18 protein-coding genes and 1 pseudogene are annotated in these 18,398 nt (G+C 73.3%); 12 read left to right on the top strand and 7 right to left on the bottom strand.

The features are described 5' to 3' along the window. The first annotated feature begins 67 nt into the window (after positions 1 to 67). Complete coding sequence (locus tag ACWF79_RS20535; RefSeq protein WP_453729538.1) at positions 68 to 997, top strand: ROK family protein; 930 nt, start codon at positions 68 to 70, stop codon at positions 995 to 997. Positions 998 to 1,034: 37 nt separating this feature from the next. Here the strand turns inward: ACWF79_RS20535 and ACWF79_RS20530 are convergent, their stop codons facing one another. Then, positions 1,035 to 1,247 (bottom strand): hypothetical protein, encoded by a 213-nt coding sequence (locus ACWF79_RS20530; protein WP_453729537.1) that lies wholly within the window; start codon positions 1,245 to 1,247, stop codon positions 1,035 to 1,037. A 169-nt stretch (positions 1,248 to 1,416) separates the two neighbouring features. Here ACWF79_RS20530 and ACWF79_RS20525 point away from each other — a divergent pair, with 169 nt between their 5' ends. After that, complete coding sequence (locus ACWF79_RS20525; protein ID WP_453729536.1) at positions 1,417 to 2,454, top strand: NUDIX hydrolase; 1,038 nt, start codon at positions 1,417 to 1,419, stop codon at positions 2,452 to 2,454. Positions 2,455 to 2,486: 32 nt separating this feature from the next. On the opposite strand, the gene ACWF79_RS20520 is transcribed toward ACWF79_RS20525, so the two are convergent. Then, positions 2,487 to 3,167, bottom strand: a complete 681-nt coding sequence (locus ACWF79_RS20520) for an MBL fold metallo-hydrolase (RefSeq protein ID WP_453729535.1) — start codon at positions 3,165 to 3,167, stop codon at positions 2,487 to 2,489. Positions 3,168 to 3,251: 84 nt separating this feature from the next. Continuing rightward, positions 3,252 to 4,616 carry a M20/M25/M40 family metallo-hydrolase gene (locus ACWF79_RS20515; RefSeq protein ID WP_453729534.1) on the bottom strand — a complete coding sequence of 455 codons (1,365 nt, stop codon included), beginning with the start codon at positions 4,614 to 4,616 and terminating at the stop codon, positions 3,252 to 3,254. A 164-nt stretch (positions 4,617 to 4,780) separates the two neighbouring features. Between ACWF79_RS20515 and ACWF79_RS20510 the strand changes: the two genes are divergently transcribed. After that, a complete protein-coding gene (locus ACWF79_RS20510; RefSeq protein WP_453729533.1) occupies positions 4,781 to 6,229 on the top strand; it encodes a geranylgeranyl reductase family protein in 1,449 nt (482 codons plus the stop codon). Here ACWF79_RS20510 and ACWF79_RS20505 read toward each other — a convergent pair. Next, positions 6,213 to 6,674 carry a nitroreductase family deazaflavin-dependent oxidoreductase gene (locus tag ACWF79_RS20505; protein WP_453729532.1) on the bottom strand — a complete coding sequence of 154 codons (462 nt, stop codon included), beginning with the start codon at positions 6,672 to 6,674 and terminating at the stop codon, positions 6,213 to 6,215. The two genes, ACWF79_RS20510 and ACWF79_RS20505, sit on opposite strands and share 17 nt — an antisense overlap. Positions 6,675 to 6,801: 127 nt before the next feature. Here ACWF79_RS20505 and ACWF79_RS20500 point away from each other — a divergent pair, with 127 nt between their 5' ends. The 4 genes from ACWF79_RS20500 to ACWF79_RS20485 all read left to right on the top strand — a co-directional run bounded on the left by ACWF79_RS20500 (position 6,802) and on the right by ACWF79_RS20485 (position 10,427). After that, on the top strand, positions 6,802 to 7,509 hold the full coding sequence (locus ACWF79_RS20500; RefSeq protein ID WP_453729531.1) for a TetR/AcrR family transcriptional regulator: 708 nt from the start codon (positions 6,802 to 6,804) through the stop codon (positions 7,507 to 7,509). Between the two features lie 96 nt (positions 7,510 to 7,605). Further along, positions 7,606 to 8,844, top strand: coding sequence for a sensor histidine kinase (locus tag ACWF79_RS20495; RefSeq protein ID WP_453729530.1), 1,239 nt, complete (start codon positions 7,606 to 7,608; stop codon positions 8,842 to 8,844). Next, complete coding sequence (locus ACWF79_RS20490) at positions 8,841 to 9,506, top strand: response regulator (RefSeq protein WP_453729529.1); 666 nt, start codon at positions 8,841 to 8,843, stop codon at positions 9,504 to 9,506. The genes ACWF79_RS20495 and ACWF79_RS20490 overlap by 4 nt, the downstream gene beginning before the upstream one ends. A gap of 96 nt (positions 9,507 to 9,602) precedes the next feature. Next, positions 9,603 to 10,427, top strand: a complete 825-nt coding sequence (locus tag ACWF79_RS20485) for an alpha/beta fold hydrolase (protein ID WP_453729528.1) — start codon at positions 9,603 to 9,605, stop codon at positions 10,425 to 10,427. A 24-nt stretch (positions 10,428 to 10,451) separates the two neighbouring features. Here the strand turns inward: ACWF79_RS20485 and ACWF79_RS20480 are convergent, their stop codons facing one another. Then, positions 10,452 to 11,675 carry an MFS transporter gene (locus ACWF79_RS20480; protein ID WP_453729527.1) on the bottom strand — a complete coding sequence of 408 codons (1,224 nt, stop codon included), beginning with the start codon at positions 11,673 to 11,675 and terminating at the stop codon, positions 10,452 to 10,454. A 226-nt stretch (positions 11,676 to 11,901) separates the two neighbouring features. Here ACWF79_RS20480 and ACWF79_RS20475 point away from each other — a divergent pair, with 226 nt between their 5' ends. Both ACWF79_RS20475 and ACWF79_RS20470 read left to right on the top strand, forming a co-directional pair. Then, complete coding sequence (locus ACWF79_RS20475; RefSeq protein WP_453729526.1) at positions 11,902 to 13,128, top strand: ROK family protein; 1,227 nt, start codon at positions 11,902 to 11,904, stop codon at positions 13,126 to 13,128. A gap of 63 nt (positions 13,129 to 13,191) precedes the next feature. Next, a pseudogene (locus ACWF79_RS20470) lies at positions 13,192 to 13,371 on the top strand (SAM-dependent methyltransferase); the annotation flags it as partial. Here the strand turns inward: ACWF79_RS20470 and ACWF79_RS20465 are convergent. After that, the gene (locus ACWF79_RS20465; protein ID WP_453729525.1) at positions 13,340 to 13,939 is read right to left on the bottom strand and encodes a DUF4865 family protein; all 600 of its coding nucleotides are present in this window, start codon (positions 13,937 to 13,939) and stop codon (positions 13,340 to 13,342) included. The pseudogene ACWF79_RS20470 and the gene ACWF79_RS20465 sit on opposite strands and share 32 nt — an antisense overlap. A 30-nt stretch (positions 13,940 to 13,969) precedes the next feature. Then, on the bottom strand, positions 13,970 to 14,581 hold the full coding sequence (locus tag ACWF79_RS20460) for a TetR/AcrR family transcriptional regulator (RefSeq protein WP_453729524.1): 612 nt from the start codon (positions 14,579 to 14,581) through the stop codon (positions 13,970 to 13,972). A gap of 167 nt (positions 14,582 to 14,748) precedes the next feature. On the opposite strand from ACWF79_RS20460, the gene ACWF79_RS20455 reads away from it, so the two are divergent. The 3 genes from ACWF79_RS20455 to ACWF79_RS20445 are packed head-to-tail and all read left to right on the top strand — an operon-like array spanning position 14,749 to position 18,385. After that, on the top strand, positions 14,749 to 15,036 hold the full coding sequence (locus tag ACWF79_RS20455; RefSeq protein WP_453729523.1) for an SHOCT domain-containing protein: 288 nt from the start codon (positions 14,749 to 14,751) through the stop codon (positions 15,034 to 15,036). Continuing rightward, positions 15,033 to 15,836 (top strand): ABC transporter ATP-binding protein, encoded by an 804-nt coding sequence (locus ACWF79_RS20450; protein ID WP_453729522.1) that lies wholly within the window; start codon positions 15,033 to 15,035, stop codon positions 15,834 to 15,836. Before ACWF79_RS20455 ends, ACWF79_RS20450 begins: the two co-directional genes overlap by 4 nt. Beyond that, positions 15,833 to 18,385 carry an ABC transporter permease gene (locus ACWF79_RS20445; RefSeq protein ID WP_453729521.1) on the top strand — a complete coding sequence of 851 codons (2,553 nt, stop codon included), beginning with the start codon at positions 15,833 to 15,835 and terminating at the stop codon, positions 18,383 to 18,385. The genes ACWF79_RS20450 and ACWF79_RS20445 overlap by 4 nt, the downstream gene beginning before the upstream one ends. The last annotated feature ends 13 nt before the right edge of the window (positions 18,386 to 18,398 follow it).

Genomic DNA, 18,398 nt, shown 5'->3' with positions numbered 1-18,398 from the left:
TCAGGGCGCGAGAGACTGTACGTCACAGCGATCTGCCACTCCCGCCCTCTCTGGAGACACCGCGCACATGCAGACTGACCTCGTTGCCGCCCTGGACTTCGGCGGCACCAAGATCGCCGGTGCGCTGGTGGACGGCGCCGGCGACATTCTCCTGCGGGCCCAGCGGCCCACTCCCGCCCGGGAGGACGGCGAGACGGTGATGCGGGCGGTCGAGGCGGTGCTCGCGGACCTGGCGGCCTCGCCCCTGTGGGGGGCGGCGCGCGCGGTCGGCATCGGCAGCGCGGGCCCCGTGGACGCCTCGGCCGGTACGGTCAGCCCCGTCAACGTCCCCGGCTGGCGCGGCTTCCCGCTGGTCGAGCGGGTCCACCGGGCGGTCGGCGGACGGCCCGTCACACTCGTCGGCGACGGCGTCGCCATGACGGCCGCCGAACACTGGCGGGGTGCGGCCCAGGGCCACGACAACGCGCTCTGTCTCGTCGTCTCGACGGGCGTCGGCGGCGGGCTCGTGCTCGACGGGCGGATCCACCCAGGCCCCACCGGCAACGCGGGCCACATCGGCCACATCTGCGTGGACCTGGACGGCGAGCTGTGCGCCTGCGGCGGCCGCGGCTGCGTCGAACGCATCGCCAGCGGCCCGCAGATCGCCCGCCGCGCCCTCGACGGCGGCTGGCGGCCGGGCCCCGACGGCGACACGTCGGCGGCGGCGGTCGCGGCGGCGGCGCGGGCCGGCGACAAGGTCGCGGTGGCGTCCTACGAGCGCGCCGCGCGGGCGCTCGCGGCCGGAATCGCCGCCACCGCGACGCTCGTGGAGGTCGACATCGCCGTCGTGGGCGGGGGAGTGGCGGGCGCCGGGGACGTACTCTTCGAGCCGCTCCGGCGCAGCCTGCGCGAGTACGCCACGCTGTCGTTCGTCCGGGACCTCACCGTCGTCCCGGCCCTCACGGGCACGGACGCGGGCCTCCTCGGCGCGGCGGCGGCGGCCCGAGAGACGGCCTGACCGCCTGACGGCCGATCCACCGCGCGCGGGGAGCGCGTCAGACCCTCACGGCCATGCCCCCGGGTCTGCCGAGCCTGCCGACCGTCTGCGGTGTCCGCTGCCGAACGACCACCAGGAACGCGTCGGACTCCAGATCCATCACGACCTCCGCCGGGAGCCCCTCGTCCCGGCGCGCGCTCGCGAACTCCTCGGCGGGCCAACTGCCCCGTGGGCCGCCTGCAGGGAACCTCTTCAATACCGTACGGGTCATCTCCGCACCCCCTTGCCTCGCCGGTCCAACGACACCGCGTGCCGAAGTGTTACGCACCGGCCCGTACGGGCGTTCGCGCGGTGGGCTGCCGAACCCCGGGTTGTCGACGGGGGTTTCCGTGGCAGGGTGTTGCGGGCAAGCCACTTGGGGCTACCGAAGAGGGGGAATCGTGATCGTCTGGATCAACGGTGCGTTCGGCGCGGGCAAGACCAGCACCGCGCGTGAGCTGGTCGATCTGATCCCGAACAGCACGCTGTACGACCCCGAGCTCACCGGCGGATTCCTGGACCTGGTGCTGCCGCGGAAGCGGCGGGACGAGGTGGACGACTTCCAGGACCTGCCGATGTGGCGCCGGATGGTGGTCGACACCGCCGCCGCGCTGCTCGCCGAGGTGGGCGGCGTCCTCGTCGTCCCCATGACGCTGATCCGGCAGGAGTACCGCGACGAGATCTTCGGCGGCCTCGCCGCGCGCCGCATCGAGGTGCGCCATGTGGTGCTCACCCCTGACGAAACGATCCTGCGGGCCCGGCTCGACAGCCGTGCCGCCGGCGAGGACGATCCGGAGGGCGCCGAGCGCGCCCGCCAGTGGTGCCACGCCCGGATCGAGCCCTTCCGCCACGCGCTCGGCTGGCTCGCCTCCGACGCCTACGTCGTCGACAACTCCGCTCTGACGCCCGCCGAGACCGCCAAGGCGGTCGCCGAGGCCATCCACGGCGGTCTCGCCGCCCCCTGCGGCATCGTCCAGACGCCCGAACCCACCGGTGAGACGCTGGCCGCCGGCGTCCTGCTCTTCGACGAGCACGACCGCTTCCTGCTGGTCGACCCCACGTACAAGCCGGGCTGGGAGTTCCCCGGCGGCGTCGTCGAACCAGGTGAGCCGCCCGCCCGTGCGGGCATGCGCGAGGTGGCCGAGGAGATAGGCATAGAACTCGACGCCGTTCCCCGGCTGTTGCTGGTCGACTGGGAACGCCCTCAGCCGCCCGGCTTCGGCGGCCTCCGCCTTCTCTTCGACGGTGGCCGGCTCCCCTCCACGGAGGCGGACCGGCTGCTGCTGCCCGGCGCCGAACTGCGCGGCTGGCGCTTCGTCACCGAGGACGAGGCCGCCGAACTGCTCCCCCCGGTCCGCTACCGCCGCCTCAGCTGGGCGCTCCGCGCCCGTGAGCGCGGCACGGTCCTCAACCTGGAGGCCGGCACACCCGTCGGCTGACGCGGACCTGGCCGCGGACCGCTCGGCCCGAACTAGCCCACCGCCTCCGCCAGTTGGCGCGCCGCGCCCTGTGTCACCGGGTCGCCGTGGCCGCAGCACAGGACCGAGGGCTTCAGGTCCGCCAGGCGGCGCATCGACTCCATGGCGCGGTCGCGGTCCACATGGAACACGCCGAAAGTCACCCCCTGCACGGAGGCGACCGTGTCACCGGCGAACAGAACGCCGTGTTCCGGCAGATGCACCGCGATCGAGCCGGGTGTGTGTCCCGGGACGTGCACCGCGACCGCCCCGTCGCCGAACCCCAGCTCCTCGCCGTCCTCCACCTCCCGGTCGACCCTGGTGGGCGGCGCCTCGGGGACGGTCAGACCGTTCTCGTACAGCGGGACTTCCCAGTCGAGCAGGTCGGGTTCGGGGACAGGGGCCTCACCCCGGATCACCGGAGCCTCCAGGCGGTGGGCCAGGATCAGCGCGCCGAAGCGGTCGGCCAACTCCTGCGCGGAGCCCACATGGTCGCGGTGGCAGTGGGTGAGCACGATCCGGCGGATACGGGCGGGGTCCAGGCCCACGCCCCGTACCGCCGTCTCGATCTCGTCCGCCGAGCCCACCCAGCCGGCGTCGATCAGGGTCAACTCCTCCTCGTCCCGCCACAGATAGGCCTGGCCTATGGAGAAGTGCAGCATGTGAAGTCGCGAGGTGATCTCACTGAGTTCCATGCGGCGAACCTACGGAGGTTCGCAGGTCCGCCGCATCGAACTACGCTCTCCGCGAGCTTCGCCCAACGCTGAACGCCGGGCCGCTCAACCCTGCTGGGAACGGGCGTAGTTCAGCAGGAAGTGCGCCTCCGCCACCGCGAGCCGCTCCAGCTCCTGCGGCGACACCGACTCGTTCACCGCGTGGATCTGCGCCTCCGGCTCGCTCAGGCCGATGAGCAGGATCTCCGCCTCGGGGTAGAGCGAGGCCAGCGTGTTGCAGAGCGGGATCGAGCCGCCCATGCCGGAGGCCTGCATCTCCTGACCGGGGTACGCGATCCGCATCGCCTCCGCCATCGAGACGTACGCCGGGCTGGACACGTCAGCCCGGAACGGCTGGCCCTGACCGACCTGCTCGAACGACACCCGGGCGTTCCACGGCACGCGCTTCTCGATGTGCGCGTACAACAGCTTCGTCGCCTCGGCCGCGTCCTGGCCCGGCGGTACCCGCAGGCTGATCTGCGCCCGCGCCGTCGACGGGATCGACGGCGTCGCGCCCGCCACCGGGTGGCAGTCGATGCCGATGACGGTGACGGCCGGACGCGCCCAGAGGCGGTCGGCGACCGTGCCGTTGCCCGGCAGGGCGACGTCCGACAGGACCTTCGCGTCCGCGCGGAAGTCGTCCTCCGGGTACTGCAGGCCGTCCCACACCGCGTCCGCCGGCAGGCCGTCGATGACCGTGGAGCCGTCCTCGGCGCGCAGCGTGTCCAGGACGCGGATCAGCGCGGCCAGCGCGTCGGGCGCGGCGCCGCCGAACATGCCGGAGTGCAGGTTGCCTTCGAGCGTGTCGATCTGCACCCGGATCATCGTCATGCCGCGCAGGGTCGCCGTGACCGTCGGCAGACCGAGCCGGAAGTTGCCCGTGTCGCCGATCACGATCGCGTCCGAGACCAGCAGCTCCGGGTGCGCCTCGGCGTACCGCTCCAGGCCACCCGTGCCCTGCTCCTCCGAACCCTCCACGATCATCTTGACCGTGACCGGCACCCCGCCGTTCGCCTTCAGGGCGCGCAGCGCGAGCAGGTGCATGATGAACCCGCCCTTGCAGTCCGCCGCACCGCGCCCGTACCAGCGGCCGTCGCGCTCCGTCAGCTCGAACGGCGGCGTGATCCACGCCAACTCGTCCAGCTTGGGCTGCACGTCGTAGTGCGCGTAGAGGAGGACGGTCGGGGCGCCGGCCGGACCGGGCAGCACACCGTAGACCGACTGCGAACCGTCGGGCGTGTCCAGCAGCGCCACGTCCTGGAAGTCCTCGGCGCGCAGCGCGCCCGCCACCCAGTTCGCCGCCCCCTCACACTCGCTCCGGGGGGCCACCGCCTCGTCCGCCACCGATTCGAAGGCCACGAGCTCCGTCAGCTCCGTCTTGGCACGGGGCATCAGGCCGGCGACGGTCTCGGCGATCGGATTCGCGGTCATGGGCACGCTCCTGGTGGGTGCGACGTTGTCAGGATGTCGCCGTATGCGGTTGTACGGCTGTACGGCGAACGTATCGCCGATCCTACGGCGCAGGGTCCGGAGGGCCGCGCCGTAGGATGCCCGGAGAGCTTGGATCATCGTCGGATCAGGAGCAGAAGCACATCGTGAGCAGCGAGAACGCAGACGCCGAAGAGGTACGCGCGGAAGAGCCGCAGGGCGCCGCGACGGTCTGGGACGTGGTCGTCGTCGGAGCCGGTCCCGCCGGTGCCTCGGCGGCCTACGCGGCCGCGGTCGCCGGACGCCGGGTGCTGCTCCTGGAGAAGGCCGAACTGCCCCGGTACAAGACGTGCGGCGGAGGCATCATCGGCCCCTCGCGGGACGCGCTGCCGCCCGGCTTCGAACTGCCCCTGCAGGACCGGGTGCACGCCGTCACCTTCTCCATGAACGGGCGCTTCACGCGGACGCGCCGCTCGCGCCGCATGCTCTTCGGCCTCATCAACCGGCCCGAGTTCGACGCAGGGCTCGTCGAGCAGGCCCAGAAGGCGGGCGCCGAGCTGCGCACGGGCGTCACCGTCTCCCGGGTCGAGCAGCACGGCCCGGCCGTGCCCGACCGGCGGACGGTCGCCGTCGTCCTCGCGGACGGCGAGACGGTCCTCGCCCGGGCGGTCGTCGGCGCCGACGGCAGCGCGGGCCGGATAGGGGCCCACGTCGGCGTGAAGCTCGACCAGGTGGACCTCGGCCTGGAGGCGGAGATCCCGGTTCCGGCGTCGGTGGCCGAGGACTGGAAGGGGCGGGTCCTCATCGACTGGGGTCCGATGCCCGGCAGCTACGGCTGGGTCTTCCCCAAGGGCGACACGCTCACCGTCGGCGTCATCTCGGCGCGCGGCGAGGGCGCGGCCACGAAGCGCTATCTGGAGGACTTCATCGCCCGCCTCGGCCTCGCGGGGTTCGAGCCGGCCATCTCCTCCGGACATCTGACCCGCTGCCGGAGCGACGACTCGCCGCTCTCGCGCGGCCGGGTGCTGGTGTGCGGTGACGCGGCGGGCCTGCTGGAGCCGTGGACGCGGGAGGGCATTTCGTTCGCGCTCCGCTCGGGCCGGCTCGCGGGGGAGTGGGCGGTACGGATCGCCGAGGCGAACGACGCCGTCGACGCGCGCCGCCAGGCCCTGAACTACGCCTTCGCCATCAAGGCGGGGCTGGGTGTGGAGATGGCGGTCGGGCGGCGGATGCTCGCCCTGTTCGAGCGCCGGCCGGGGCTGCTGCACGCGGCGATCACGGGTCTGCGCCCGGCGTGGAACGCGTTCACTGACATCACCCGCGGCTCGTCCTCGCTGGCGGGCCTGGTCCGCTCGAACGGGGTCGCACGGCGTGCGCTCGACGTCCTCGACCGCCGGATGGCGCCGACGGGCGGGACGACGCTCCGGGGCGTGGCGGCCGAGTCGGCGGAGGTGCGGGACCGGTCGGCCGCGGGCGCGGAGTCCGTTGCTCCGGCGGAGTCGAAGTCGGAGTCGGGGTCGAAGTCGGTGTCGGACGGGCAGGGCGCGCCGGACGCTTCCGGTCCCGGTTCTTCCGGCTCTTCCGGCTCCGGATCCGGGCTCACGCGGTCGGAGTGATCCGGAAGACCGGGTGCTTGGGGGCGATGGCGCGCAGCTCGGCGTCCGTGGAGTCCGGGCCGACCCCGGCGAAGAAGACGCCGACCTCCGCCTTCCAGCGCTTCAGGTAGGCGCGCAGGAGGGCGGGCTTCTCGTCGTCGCTCAGCTCGACGGCGGTGAACGGCTGCACCTGCTTGCCCAGGTGCAGCTCACCGCCGCCCGCCGCCCGCATGTTGTGGGTCCACTGGACGTGGCCGCGCGGCGCCACCAGGTACTGCGCGCCGTCCAGCGTCATCAGGTTGACGGGGGTACGGCGCCACTCGCCGCTCTTGCGGCCGCGCACCGCGAGGACGCGGGAGCCCCAGACGCTGAGACCGCGGCGGGTGAGCCAGGCGACGGCCCGGTTCACGACGTTCACGGTGAACCAGCCGGGCTTCATGACGTGGGCGCTGGGCTGAGCGGACATCAGGTCCTCCGAAGCAAAGTGTGAACACTGCTCTCTCTTGAGATCAGTGTGCACGGATCGGTGCTCCGAAGCAAGAGCAGTGCTCTCATTTCAGTGCGCTGCTCCGAAAAGTGGCACACTGCTCTCCATGACCAGCGTCCAAGGAGCCCGCGCCCGCGCCCGTATCGAGATCACCGCCGCCATCAAGGACGAGGCCCGCGCCCAGCTCGCGGCCGAAGGCGCCGCCAAGCTCTCCCTGCGCGCCGTCGCCCGCGAGGTCGGCATGGTGTCGTCCGCGCTCTACCGCTACTTCCCCAGCCGTGACGACCTCCTCACCGCCCTCATCGTCGACGCCTACGACGCGGTCGGCGGCGCCGCCGAGCAGGCCCTCGCCGACTCCCGTAAGGCCACCGCCCCGAACGACCACCTCGCCCGCTGGACCGCCGTCTGCCGCGCCGTCCGCGCCTGGGCCGTCGCCCACCCCCACGAGTACGCGCTGATCTACGGTTCCCCGGTCCCCGGCTACTCCGCCCCGAAGGACACCATCGGGCCCGCCTCCCGCGTCGCCCTGGTCCTGATCGGCATCGCCCGCGAGGCCTTCACCACCGACGGCATCGCCCCGCCGCCCGTTCCCGCCGCGATGCGTCCCGAGGCGGAACGGATGGCCGCCGACTTCGCCCGCGACCTGCCGCCCGCTCTCGCCGTCGCCATGGTCGCCGCCTGGTCGCAGCTGTTCGGGCTCGTCTCCTTCGAGGTGTTCGGTCAGTTCAACCGGGTCGTCGAGGACCGGGAGACGTTCTTCACCACGGCCGCCACCCGCCTCGGCCGCGAGATCGGCCTCCTGCCCCGCCCGTAAGCCGGTCAAAGGGCGGGGCGTACTCCCGCGGGAGTACGCACGGTCGCCACGCCCGGCTGACGCCCTCGCCGTCCGGCCGCGTCTAGCGTGGCGGACATGGACGAACAGCGCAGAGACGGGTACGGCGGTGCGCCCTGGGCGCGTGGCGGGCCGGACGGTCCGCCCTGGCCGCTGCGCTGGGCCGACCGCGACCCCCGCGACGGACTGCCCTGGCGGTCCACCCTCCTGGTCGCCTTCGTCGTCATGGTCGGCTCGGGGTTCGCGGCCAGGAACCAGCCGGACCGTGAGTCGCTGGACGCCCTCGGCCGCTCCCTGCTGCTCCTCGGCTCCGCGCTGCTCCTGCTGCGCCACCGCCATCCGGTCCCCGTGGTCTTCGGCACCGCCGCACTCACCCTCGTCCACTTCGGTGCCGGGTACGCCTACGGCCCGGTCTTCCTCATCGTCGCCGTCGCGTGCTTCGCGGCCGTCGTGCACGGCCACCGGCGAGCCGCCTGGTGGGCGCTCGGTCTGCTGTGGGCGGGGCACGTGCTGATCGCCCACTGGCTCTACCCCCACCTGCCCCCGGACGGCGACTCCGCCGCGCCCTGGGGGCAGGAGATCCCCGTCTTCGCCTTCGTTGTCGCGATCCTCGCCGCCTCCGAACTGGCCAGGGTCCGCCGCGAACAGTGGGCTGCCCAGCGGGCCGAACGCGCCGCCGCAGAGCGGCGCCGCGCGGACGAGGAGCGACTGCGGATCGCCCGCGAGCTGCACGACGTCCTCGCCCACTCGATCTCCGTCATCAACGTCCAGGCGGGCGTGGGCCTCGCGCTCCTCGACTCCGACCCCGAGCAGGCCCGCACCGCGCTGACCACCATCAAGGCGGCGAGCAAGGAGGCGCTCGGGGAGGTCAGGCAGGTGCTCGACACCCTGCGCGCGCCGGGCGAGGCCCCCCGCTCCCCCGCGCCCGGCCTGGACCGGCTCCCGGAGCTGGTCGAGCAGGCGGCGTCCGCGGGGCTCACCGTGCGGACGTCGACCGAAGGCGAGCCCGTGCCGCTGCCGCCGGGTACGGACCTCGCGGCCTTCCGGATCGTCCAGGAGGCGCTGACCAACGTGGTCCGCCACTCGGGGTCCCGTACCGCCCGGGTCGTGATCGGCCATCTGCCCGGCCGGGTGGAGCTCCGCGTGGACGACGACGGACCGGCGACCGGCGGTGACGCCGGCGGCAGCGGCAACGGGCTTGCCGGGATGCGTGAGCGGGCCGCCGCGCTCGGTGGCACGATCGAGGCGGACACCCGCCCGGACGGCGGCTTCCGGGTGCGCGCCGTCCTTCCCGTCCGCCCGAAGGAGACGCCGTGATCCGTGTACTGCTGGCCGACGACCAGTCGCTCGTACGGGCGGGCTTCCGTGCCCTCCTGGACGCCCAGCCGGACATCGAGGTCGCGGGCGAGGCCGCCGACGGCGAGGAGGCGGCGGTCAAGGTCGGCGAACTGCGCCCGGACGTCGTCCTCATGGACATCCGTATGCCGCACCTCGACGGCCTCGCCGCGACACGCCGGATCACCGCCGATCCGGGGCTCGGGTCGGTGAAGGTGGTCATGCTGACGACGTTCGAGCTCGACGAGTACGTCTTCGAGGCGATCCGCTCCGGCGCCTCGGGCTTCCTCGTGAAGGACACCGAACCGGAGGAGCTGGTACGCGCCGTGCGCGCAGTCGTCCACGGCGACGCCCTCCTCTCGCCGGGCGTGACACGACGCCTCATCGAGGAGTTCGCGGCCCGCTCCAGGCCCCCGGCCGCGGTGACCGGCCTGGACGAACTCACCGAGCGGGAGCGGGAGGTGATGGCCCTGGTCGGCATGGGCCTGTCCAACGAGGAGATCGCACGACGCCTGTTCGTCAGCCCACTGACCGCCAAGACCCACGTGAGCCGCACGATGATCAAACTCGCCGCCCGCGACCGAGCCCAACTGGTCGTCCTGGCCTACGAATCAGGGCTGGTCCGGCCCGGCTGGCTGAGCTGACGGCCCGTACACCCGCGAGAGGGCGTCGAGTCCTCACAGCGGCTGGGCCGACGGCGCCGGGGGGATTGTTGTGTGTACCTAGGAGAGGAGGCCAGGGTGACCTGGACGCTCGGCGAGGAGTTCGAGACACCCGGCGGAACGGTGCGGTGGAGGGTCCTCGGCAGTGGAGACCCCGTCGTGCTGGTGCACGGCACCCCGTACTCCTCCTTTCTCTGGCGTGACATCGCCCCGGCCCTCGCCCGTACCCGCACGGTCTTCGTCTTCGACCATCTCGGCTTCGGTCAGTCGGACCAGCGCGAGGGTCAGGACCTCAGCCTCGCGGCGCACGGGAAGACCTTCGCCCGGCTCCTCGACCACTGGGGGCTCTCCAGCCCCAGCGTCGTCGCCCATGACATCGGCGGGGCCGTGGCCCTGCGGTCACTGCTGCTGGAGGGGAGGAGCTACCGGGACCTGACCCTCTTCGACGCGGTGAGCGGCGGCGAGTGGGAGCGAGGGCTCTTCCAGCTCATGCTGGAGCACACGGACGTCTTCCGGCGGCTTCCCGACTACGCCCACGCGGCGCTGGTCGCCGGCCATCTGCGGCACGCCACGCACCGCGGCTTCCGACAGGAGGTCCTCGACGCCTTCCTCGCCCCGTGGCGAGGGTCCGCGGGACAGGCCGCGTTCTACCGCCAGTACAGCCAGATCAGGCAGCACGACACCGTCGCGTACGAGAACCTGCTGGGCGGGATCTCCCTTCCCGTACGCCTCATCTGGGGGCGCGAGGACCGCATCCTGCCCCCGAAGTACGCCGTCTGGCTCCACGAGCGCATCCCGCACGCCGAGCTGCACTGGATCGAGGGCGCCGGCCACCTCCTCCAGGAGGACGCCCCGGCCCAGCTGACGGCCCACCTCACCGCCCCCTTCCCTTCGGGGAGTTGAGCAGGGGGTTCGCTGCCGGGGTGCTCACCCTGCCTTCGGGGCCTGCGCGTTCCGGGCCGCGTACCCGATCACGGCCGCGCCCGCCGCGAGGACGGCGACGGTGGTCAGGGCGACGGGCAGGGAGAACCAGTCGGCCAGGAAGCCGATGGACGGCGGGCCGAGCAGCATGCCCCCGTAGCCGAGCGTGGACGCGGTGGCCACGCCGCTCGGACCGGCGAGGGCACCCGCGCGCGCCACGGCGACGGGGAAGATGTTGGCCAGGCCGAGCCCGGTCACCGCGAAGCCGAGCAGGGCGGCCCAGACGCTCGGGGCGAGCGCGCCCAGCAGCATCCCCGCGGCCGCCGTCGCCCCGCCGACCACCAGGGTGCGGGTCTGGCCGAGTCGTTCGAGGAGCGCGGTGCCGGACAGTCGGCCGACGGTCATCGTGAGCGCGAAGAGCGAGTAGCCGGCGGCGGCCACGCCGGGGTGCGCGTGGAGGTCCTGCTCCAGGTGGAGGGCGCCCCAGTCGGCCAGGGCGCCTTCGCCGTACGCGGTGCAGAGCGCGATCACCCCGAAGACGACGACGAGCCCGCGCGCACCGGCCTTGCCTCGTGGCCGGTCGCCGCTCGCGGCCGGGATCCTTTCCGGGGGTGCCGGGGAGGGCTGCCGGAGGAGTACGGGACCGGCGGCGGCGGTCAGGAGGAGGCCGACGACCGTCAGACCGAGGAGGTGGGCGGTGGGCGACACGCTCCCGGCGACGAGCCCGCCGAGCCCCGCGCCGAGCATCCCACCGAGGCTGAACGCCGCGTGGAAGGAGGGCATCACCGGACGGCGCAGCGCGGCCACGAGGTCGACGGCGGCGCTGTTCATGGCCACGTTGATACCGCCGTACGCGGCGCCGAAGACCACCAGGACGAGGCCCAGGGCGAGCGGGGAGCCGGTGAGGGCGGGCAGGGCGATGGAGAGCGAGAGCAGCACCGCGGTGGCGACGGTGACGGCGTGGCTGCCGTGGCGTCGGCACAGCCTCCCCGTGAGGGTCATGGTGACCACCGCGCCGGCCGACACCCCGAGCAGCGCGAGCCCGAGGTCGCTGGCGGAGGCCCCGGTCTGCTGCTTGATGGCCGGGATCCGGACCACCCAGCCGGCGAAGAGGAAGCCGTCGAGGGCGAAGAAGAGGGTCAGGGCGGAGCGGAGGCGGGACAGGGAGGGGGCGGTGTCTCCGCCAGGGCCCCCCGGCACGGCCGTCCGTACTTTGTTTAGTAGCGGCACAAACTCAGGATAGGGGCGATGCGGTACTGATTTCAACCAGGGGAGGCGTCGGCAGGTGCCGACGCCGACCAACCGCCGGCGCCGTACGGGGCGACCTGCAGCTCAGCGGTACGAGAGTGAGCTCCGCCTCGTCCGCGCCGAGCCCTGTCGCCCTGCTTCCCCGCGGCCGCCCCCTCTCCCACCCGCGCAGACCGCCGCACCGTCCGATCATGGGAGACTCGCCACCATGAACGGCAAGGCGACCACGACCAAAACACGGCTGGACAGAGGGCGCGGCGCGCTCGGGCCCGCGCTGGAACTGGTGCACACGGGCCGAGCGCCGACCCGCGCCGTCCTCACCGCCGAACTGGGCGTCACCCGCGCCACGGCCGGCGCCGTCGCCGCCGAACTCGAAGCACTGGGCCTGATCCGCGTCGACTCCAACCCGGGCGCCGCCGCCGGCTCCCAGGGCCGCCCCTCGCACCGCCTCGCCGTCGACGAGAAGGGCCCCGTCGCCCTCGCCGCGCAGGTCCACGCCGACGGCTTCCGTGCCGCGCTCGTCGGCCTCGGCGGCACGATCGTCGCCACCGCGCCCGGCTGCGTCACCGTCTCCGCCGACCCCGCCCAGGTCCTCGGCGCCGTCGTCGACGCCGGTGCCGCCCTGCTCCACGCGAGCGGCCGCCGCTGCGTGGGCGCGGGTCTCGCCGCCCCGTCCGCGGTCGCCGAACCCGAGGGCACCGCCCTCAACCCGCTGCACCTCGCCTGGCCGGCCGGGGCGCCGGTACGCGAGATCTTCGCCGAACGCGTCCGTGCCGCCGGCATCGAGGGCCCCGCCTTCACCGGCAACGACGTCAACCTCGCCGCCCTCGCCGAGCACCGTCACGGCGCCGGCCGCGGAGCCAGGGACCTGCTGTGCGTGGCCACCGGCCACCGGGGCGTCGGCGGCGCGCTCGTCCTCGACGGGCGTCTGCACACCGGCAGTTCGGGCCTCGCCCTGGAGGTCGGACACCTGACGGTCAACCCCGAGGGGCGCCCCTGCCACTGCGGCAGCCGAGGCTGCCTCGACGTCGAGACCGACCCGCTCGCCTTCCTCACCGTGGCGGGCCGCGATCCGGGCCCGGAGGTGTCGCTGCTGCAGCAGGCCCGTGACCTGCTCCGCTCCAGCCCCGGCGACCCGGGGGTGCGGGCCGCCACGGAGGAGCTGATCGACCGACTGGGCCTTGGCCTGGCGGGCCTGGTGAACATCCTCAACCCGGACCGGATCATCCTCGGCGGACTCCATCGCGAACTGCTCGACGCCGACCCGGAGCGGCTCCGCGCGGTCGTCGCCGACCGCAGCCTGTGGGGGCGCAGCGGCGGAGTGCCGATCCTCGCGTGCACGCTCGACCACAACAGCCTCGTGGGCGCGGCGGAGTTGGCCTGGCAGCCGGTCCTGGACGACCCGCTGGCCGCCCTCGGCCGCTCCGCGGCCTGACCTCTCCGGGCGCGGGGGGCGGCCGGAGTGTGAGGGGCCGTCCTCCCGTGGCGGGGGTGCCGGGAGCCGGAGGAGTTGGAGTCGGGCTACCGCCGCGACACCGAACTCTGGCTCGCCGCGCACCCCGACCACCCGCTCGCCGCCGAGACCCGCGAACGTGTCGACCGTCAGCGGTCGTCCTCGCTGAACGGATACCGCAACGTCCTCGGCATCACCTGTCCGACCCTCGTTCCGGTCGGCTGACCAACAACTCCCGCTCCGGCGCGGACAGATGAAGCACCTGGAAGCGGTCGCCGGCATCCTCGGGGATCTTCGCGCCCTCCGCCCAGAGGGCGAAGGACAGCAGTTCCCAGTGCCGGGGGTCGATCGCGAGGGCGCTCGCGACGACACCGTCGCGGGAGGACCCGTGCCCATGGTCCTTGACCGCTTCCGCCACCGCGTGGCCCGGCGCGACGTCCTGCGGTACCGAGGACGTCCGTCGGGTCGCGGTCCTCGGTACCGCGCCGGCCGCCGGACCCTCCTCGTACGCGAGGCCCGTCCAGTGCTGCACCACCGGTCGGCCGAAATCGTTCACGATCCCCTGGAAGCCAGGGCCCCGGAGGAAGGAGTTCATGCCGCCCGGTGTGTTCCAGAGGTAGAACGGCGCGTACTGGTTGACCGGCGATCCGTCCCCGCGCTCCCGGATCAGGTACCCCTTGAGGCCGAGCCCGGGGAAGTCGTCGAGCAGATGCCCCTTGGTGGCGACCCGGCTGCGGATGATCTCCATGTCGTAGTCGGCGGGGAGGGTGATCTCGTACTGCATGGCGTGCATGGGGCGGTCTCCGCTTCTGTGTGAGGCTGCTCAGGCGGTACGGGGCGACACCGGGTCCGGCGGCGGGGCCTGCAGCCGGGCCAACAGGCCGAGCAGGCCGCGCACGGCGCTGTCGAAAGCGGCGGGGGAGCCGGAGGCGCGGGCCAGGACGTAGCCGCCCTGCACGGTCGCGACGATCGTGGCCGCCAGCTCGGCCGGATCCAGGGGCCCGGCGAACTCGCCGCTGTCCAGGCCCTCCTGGAGGATCCCGGTGAGCCGGCCGCGCAGCCGGTCGAGGGTCTCCTCGACCGGGGCGCGCAGCTCGTCGCTCGCCATGACGTCCGGGTCCATCGTCAGCCGGCCGACCGGGCAGCCGCGCAACACCTCGCGCTCCCGCAGCAGATACGCCTCCACGCGCGCGTGCGCCGACCCTCCGCCGCTCAAGGACGACTCGGCCGTCGCCCACATCTCGTCGGCCGTGCGTCGGATCGCGGCCAGCGCCAGATCCGGCTTCCCGGCGAAGTGGTGGTACATGCTGCCCTGCCCGGCACCGGCGGCCTGCTGGATCGCCTTGGGGCTCGTCCCCACGTAGCCGCGCTCCCAGAGCAGCTCCCGGGTGGCCTCGATCAGTCGCTCGGACGTCGTCATGAGAGGAGTGTACATACCAGTAGGTACAGCCCGCCCGACGTATCCGGCAGGCGCCTTCGTACTCCCCCCGTCGTACGGACGAAGCCGCTGGCCGTACGACGACCCGGGCCCCCTCCACGAGCGAGTCTCGAAGCATCGACACACGCGACACACGCGAACCCGCGTACGAGGAGCTGAGAGACATGAACACCCTTGCCCACGAAGGCCCCGGCCCCTGGGCCCTGTTCGTCCCCCTCGTCTGGGCGGCGGTGATTCTCACCGTGGTCACCGTCCTGCGCCGCACCGGAGCCGGAGGGCGCGGCAGGCGTGGCCCCGGACCCGGGCCCGCCCACGACGAGCAGTCGCCGATCGCACTGCTCGGCCACCGGTTCGCGGCCGGCGAGATCGACGAGGACGAGTACTGGCGTCGGCTGACGGTCCTGGAGGAGCAGTTCGGCCGCACCGCCGGGCCCAAGGGGCGTGCGGCATGACGAGCACCGCCCCCGACACCGTCCCGCGCACCACCCGTGCCGCAGCCCGGGTCGTGGACGCCGTCAAGGTCTACGGCGGCGGAGACACCGAGGTCAGGGCCCTGGACGGGGTGAGTGTCGACTTCCCGGCCGGCCGCTTCACCGCGATCATGGGCCCCTCGGGCTCCGGCAAGTCCACCCTCATGCACTGCGCCGCCGGCCTCGACACCCTCACCTCCGGATCCGCGATCATCGGCGACACGGACCTCTCCACGCTCGACGACCGGCGGCTCACCCTGCTGCGCCGCGAGCGGATCGGCTTCGTCTTCCAGGCGTACAACCTGCTGCCCACCCTCACCGTCGCCGAGAACATCACCCTGCCCCTGGACCTCGCCGGAACCGTCCCCGACCGGGCCTGGCTGGACGCGCTCGTCGACACCGTCGGCCTGCGTGACCGGCTCCACCACCGGCCGAGCCAGCTCTCCGGCGGCCAGCAGCAGCGCGTCGCCGTCGCCCGGGCCTTCGCCGGCACTCCCGACGTCGTCTTCGCCGACGAGCCGACCGGGAACCTCGACTCGCGTTCCGGCGAGGAGGTGCTGCGGCTGCTCGGCCGGACCGTCCGACGGACCGGGCGTACGGTCGTCATGGTCACCCATGATCCGGTCGCCGCCGCCCACGCCGACGAGGTGGTCTTCCTCGCCGACGGCCGGCTCGTCGACCGGATGGCCGAGCCGACCGCCGAACGCGTCCTCGACCGCATGAAGGCCTTCGACGGCCGGACGCCGCCCGGCCACGGACCTCAGGGACCGGTGTCGTCATGAACGCCTCCCTGAAGCTGAGCCTGTCCGCGCTCCGCGCCCACAAGCGGCGCTTCGCGGGCACGCTGACCGCGATCCTCCTCGGGGTCGCCTTCCTGACCGGCACCCTCGTCATGGGCGACACCCTGCGCACGAGCTTCGACTCGCTCTTCGGCAACGCCACGAGTGGCACCGACGCGGTGGTCCGCAGTACGAGCGTGGTCACCGTCGAGGGGGAGAGCCAGGGAACCCGCAGCAGCGTCGCGGCCTCCCTCGCCGACGAGATCACCCAGGTACCCGGCGTCGCCGCGGCCGTCCCCCGGATCGAGGGCCTGGGCCAGCTCATCGGCGCCGACGGTGAGCCCATCGGCGGCCAGGGCCCGCCCACCCTCGCTGGATATTGGATCCAGGAGGCCGCACTCAACCCGTACGCCCTCGCCGAAGGGCGTGCGCCGGAGCGGTCCGGCGAGGTCGTCGTGAACCGGGGCGCCGCGAGGACGGGCGAACTGGCCCTCGGCGACACCACGGTGCTGCGCACCCCCGAACCGGTGAAGGTCACCGTCGTGGGCCTCGCGACCTTCGGCGGCGAGGACGGCATGGCCCAGGTCACGTACACCGGCATGACCCGCGCCGACGCCGAGAAGCACCTCACCCCGAAGCCGGGCGAGGCGTCGAGCATCCTCGTCCGCGCGGGTCCGGAGACCTCGCAGGACGAACTCGTCGCCGCGCTCACTCCCGCACTCCCCGCGGGGGTCGAGGCGATCACCGGAGAGCAGTCGGCGCAGGAGAACGCCGACATGATCTCCGGTCAGTTCCTCACCCTGTTCACGACCTTCCTGCTGGTGTTCAGCGGGGTGGCGCTGCTCGTCTCCGTCTTCTCCATCCACAACACCTTCGCCATCGTGGTCGCCCAGCGGACCCGCGAGAACGCGCTCCTGCGGGCGCTCGGCGCCTCCCGGCGCCAGATCGTCGGCTCGACACTCGTCGAGGCCGTGGCCGTCGGCCTGGTCGCCTCCGCGGCCGGGCTCCTGGGCGGCATCGGTGTGGCGGTCGGGCTCCAGGCGCTCTTCCCGGCGATCGGCTTCCCCTTCCCCGAAGGGGAACTGGTGATCAGCGGCCTGTCCATCGCGCTGCCCCTCGCCGTCGGCCTCCTGGTCTGCGTCGGCTCGGCCCTGCTGCCCGCCGTGAAGGCGGGGCGCACCGCGCCGCTGGCCGCGCTGCGCGAGACCGCCGTGGACGACTCGGGTTCCTCGCGCACCCGTGCGCTGGTCGGAACGGTTCTGCTCCTCGCCGCCGTCGCCGTGGTCCTGACGGGTGTCCTCGCGACGCCGTCGCTGTGGTCGGCCTCGGCGGGGGCCTTGCTCGCACTCGCCGCGTTCGTCGTCCTGGGCCCGGTGGCGTCCTCGTACGCCGTACGGATCCTCGGCGGGCCCCTGCGCGGGACCAACCGGGGGCTCGCCCGCCGTAACGCCCTGCGCAGCCCGAAGCGGACGGCGGCCACGGCCACCGCGCTGATGATCGGCGTCGCCGTCGTCTCGCTCTTCACCGTCTTCGGCGCCTCGCTGAAGGCCACCATGGACCAGACGGTCTCGCGGTCGTTCGCCGGCGACGTGGCCGTCAGCACCCCGGCGTTCGGCGCCGGAGGCAGCGGGCTCAGCCCGCGGCTCGCCCCGGCGCTCGCGGCGCTGCCCGAGGTGAGGACGGCCGTGGGCCTGGGGCAGGGGGTCGCGGAGGTCGACGGTGCGGGGAGGGCCCTGACCGTCACCGACCCGGCCGCGCTCGCCCGCGCCTTCGACCTCGGCCAGGTCCAGGGCTCGCTCGACGGCCTCGGCACCGACGGCCTCGCCGTCGCCGACACCGAGGCGGACAAGTCCGGCCTGAAGCCGGGCAGCACGACCGAACTGGCCTTCACCGACGGCAGCCGGCACACCTTCACCGTCAAGGCCGTCTACGAACGGTCCGAACTGGCCGGGGACTACGTCGTCACCCGCGAGGCCTGGGCCCCGCACCGCGCCCAGGACTCCGACCGGCTCGTCGCCGTCGACTTCGAGGACGGCGTCTCCGAGGCGGCCGGCAAGGCGGCGGTGGCCGGCATCGCAGCCGAGTACGGCAACCCGGACGTGCAGACGCGCGACGAGTACGCCGAGTCCTCGGCGGGCGGCATCGACATGATGCTCACGCTCGTCTACGCGCTGCTCGCCCTTGCCGTCCTGATCGCGCTGCTCGGAATCGCCAACACGCTGACGCTCGCGGTCCACGAGCGCACCCGTGAACTCGGGCTGCTGCGCGCGGTCGGCCAGACCCGGGCCCAGCTGAAGTCCATGATCCGCTGGGAGTCCGTCCTCGTCGCGGCCTTCGGCACGGTGGGAGGACTCGCGCTCGGCGGCTTCCTCGGCTGGGTCCTGGTCAAGGCCTCCGACGGAGCGAGCGACAGCGCGTTCGCCTTCGCCGTCCCGCCGCTCCAGCTCGCGGTCGTCGCCCTGGTCGGCCTCGCGGCGGGTGTGGTGGCGGCCTGGCGCCCGGCACGGAGGGCGGCCCGCCTGGACGTACTGCGGGCGATCGCGACGGAGTGACGCCGGAGCCGGA

Source organism: Streptomyces sp. NPDC054975 (assembly GCF_053609105.1).
This window is presented reverse-complemented; position numbering and strand designations above follow the sequence as displayed.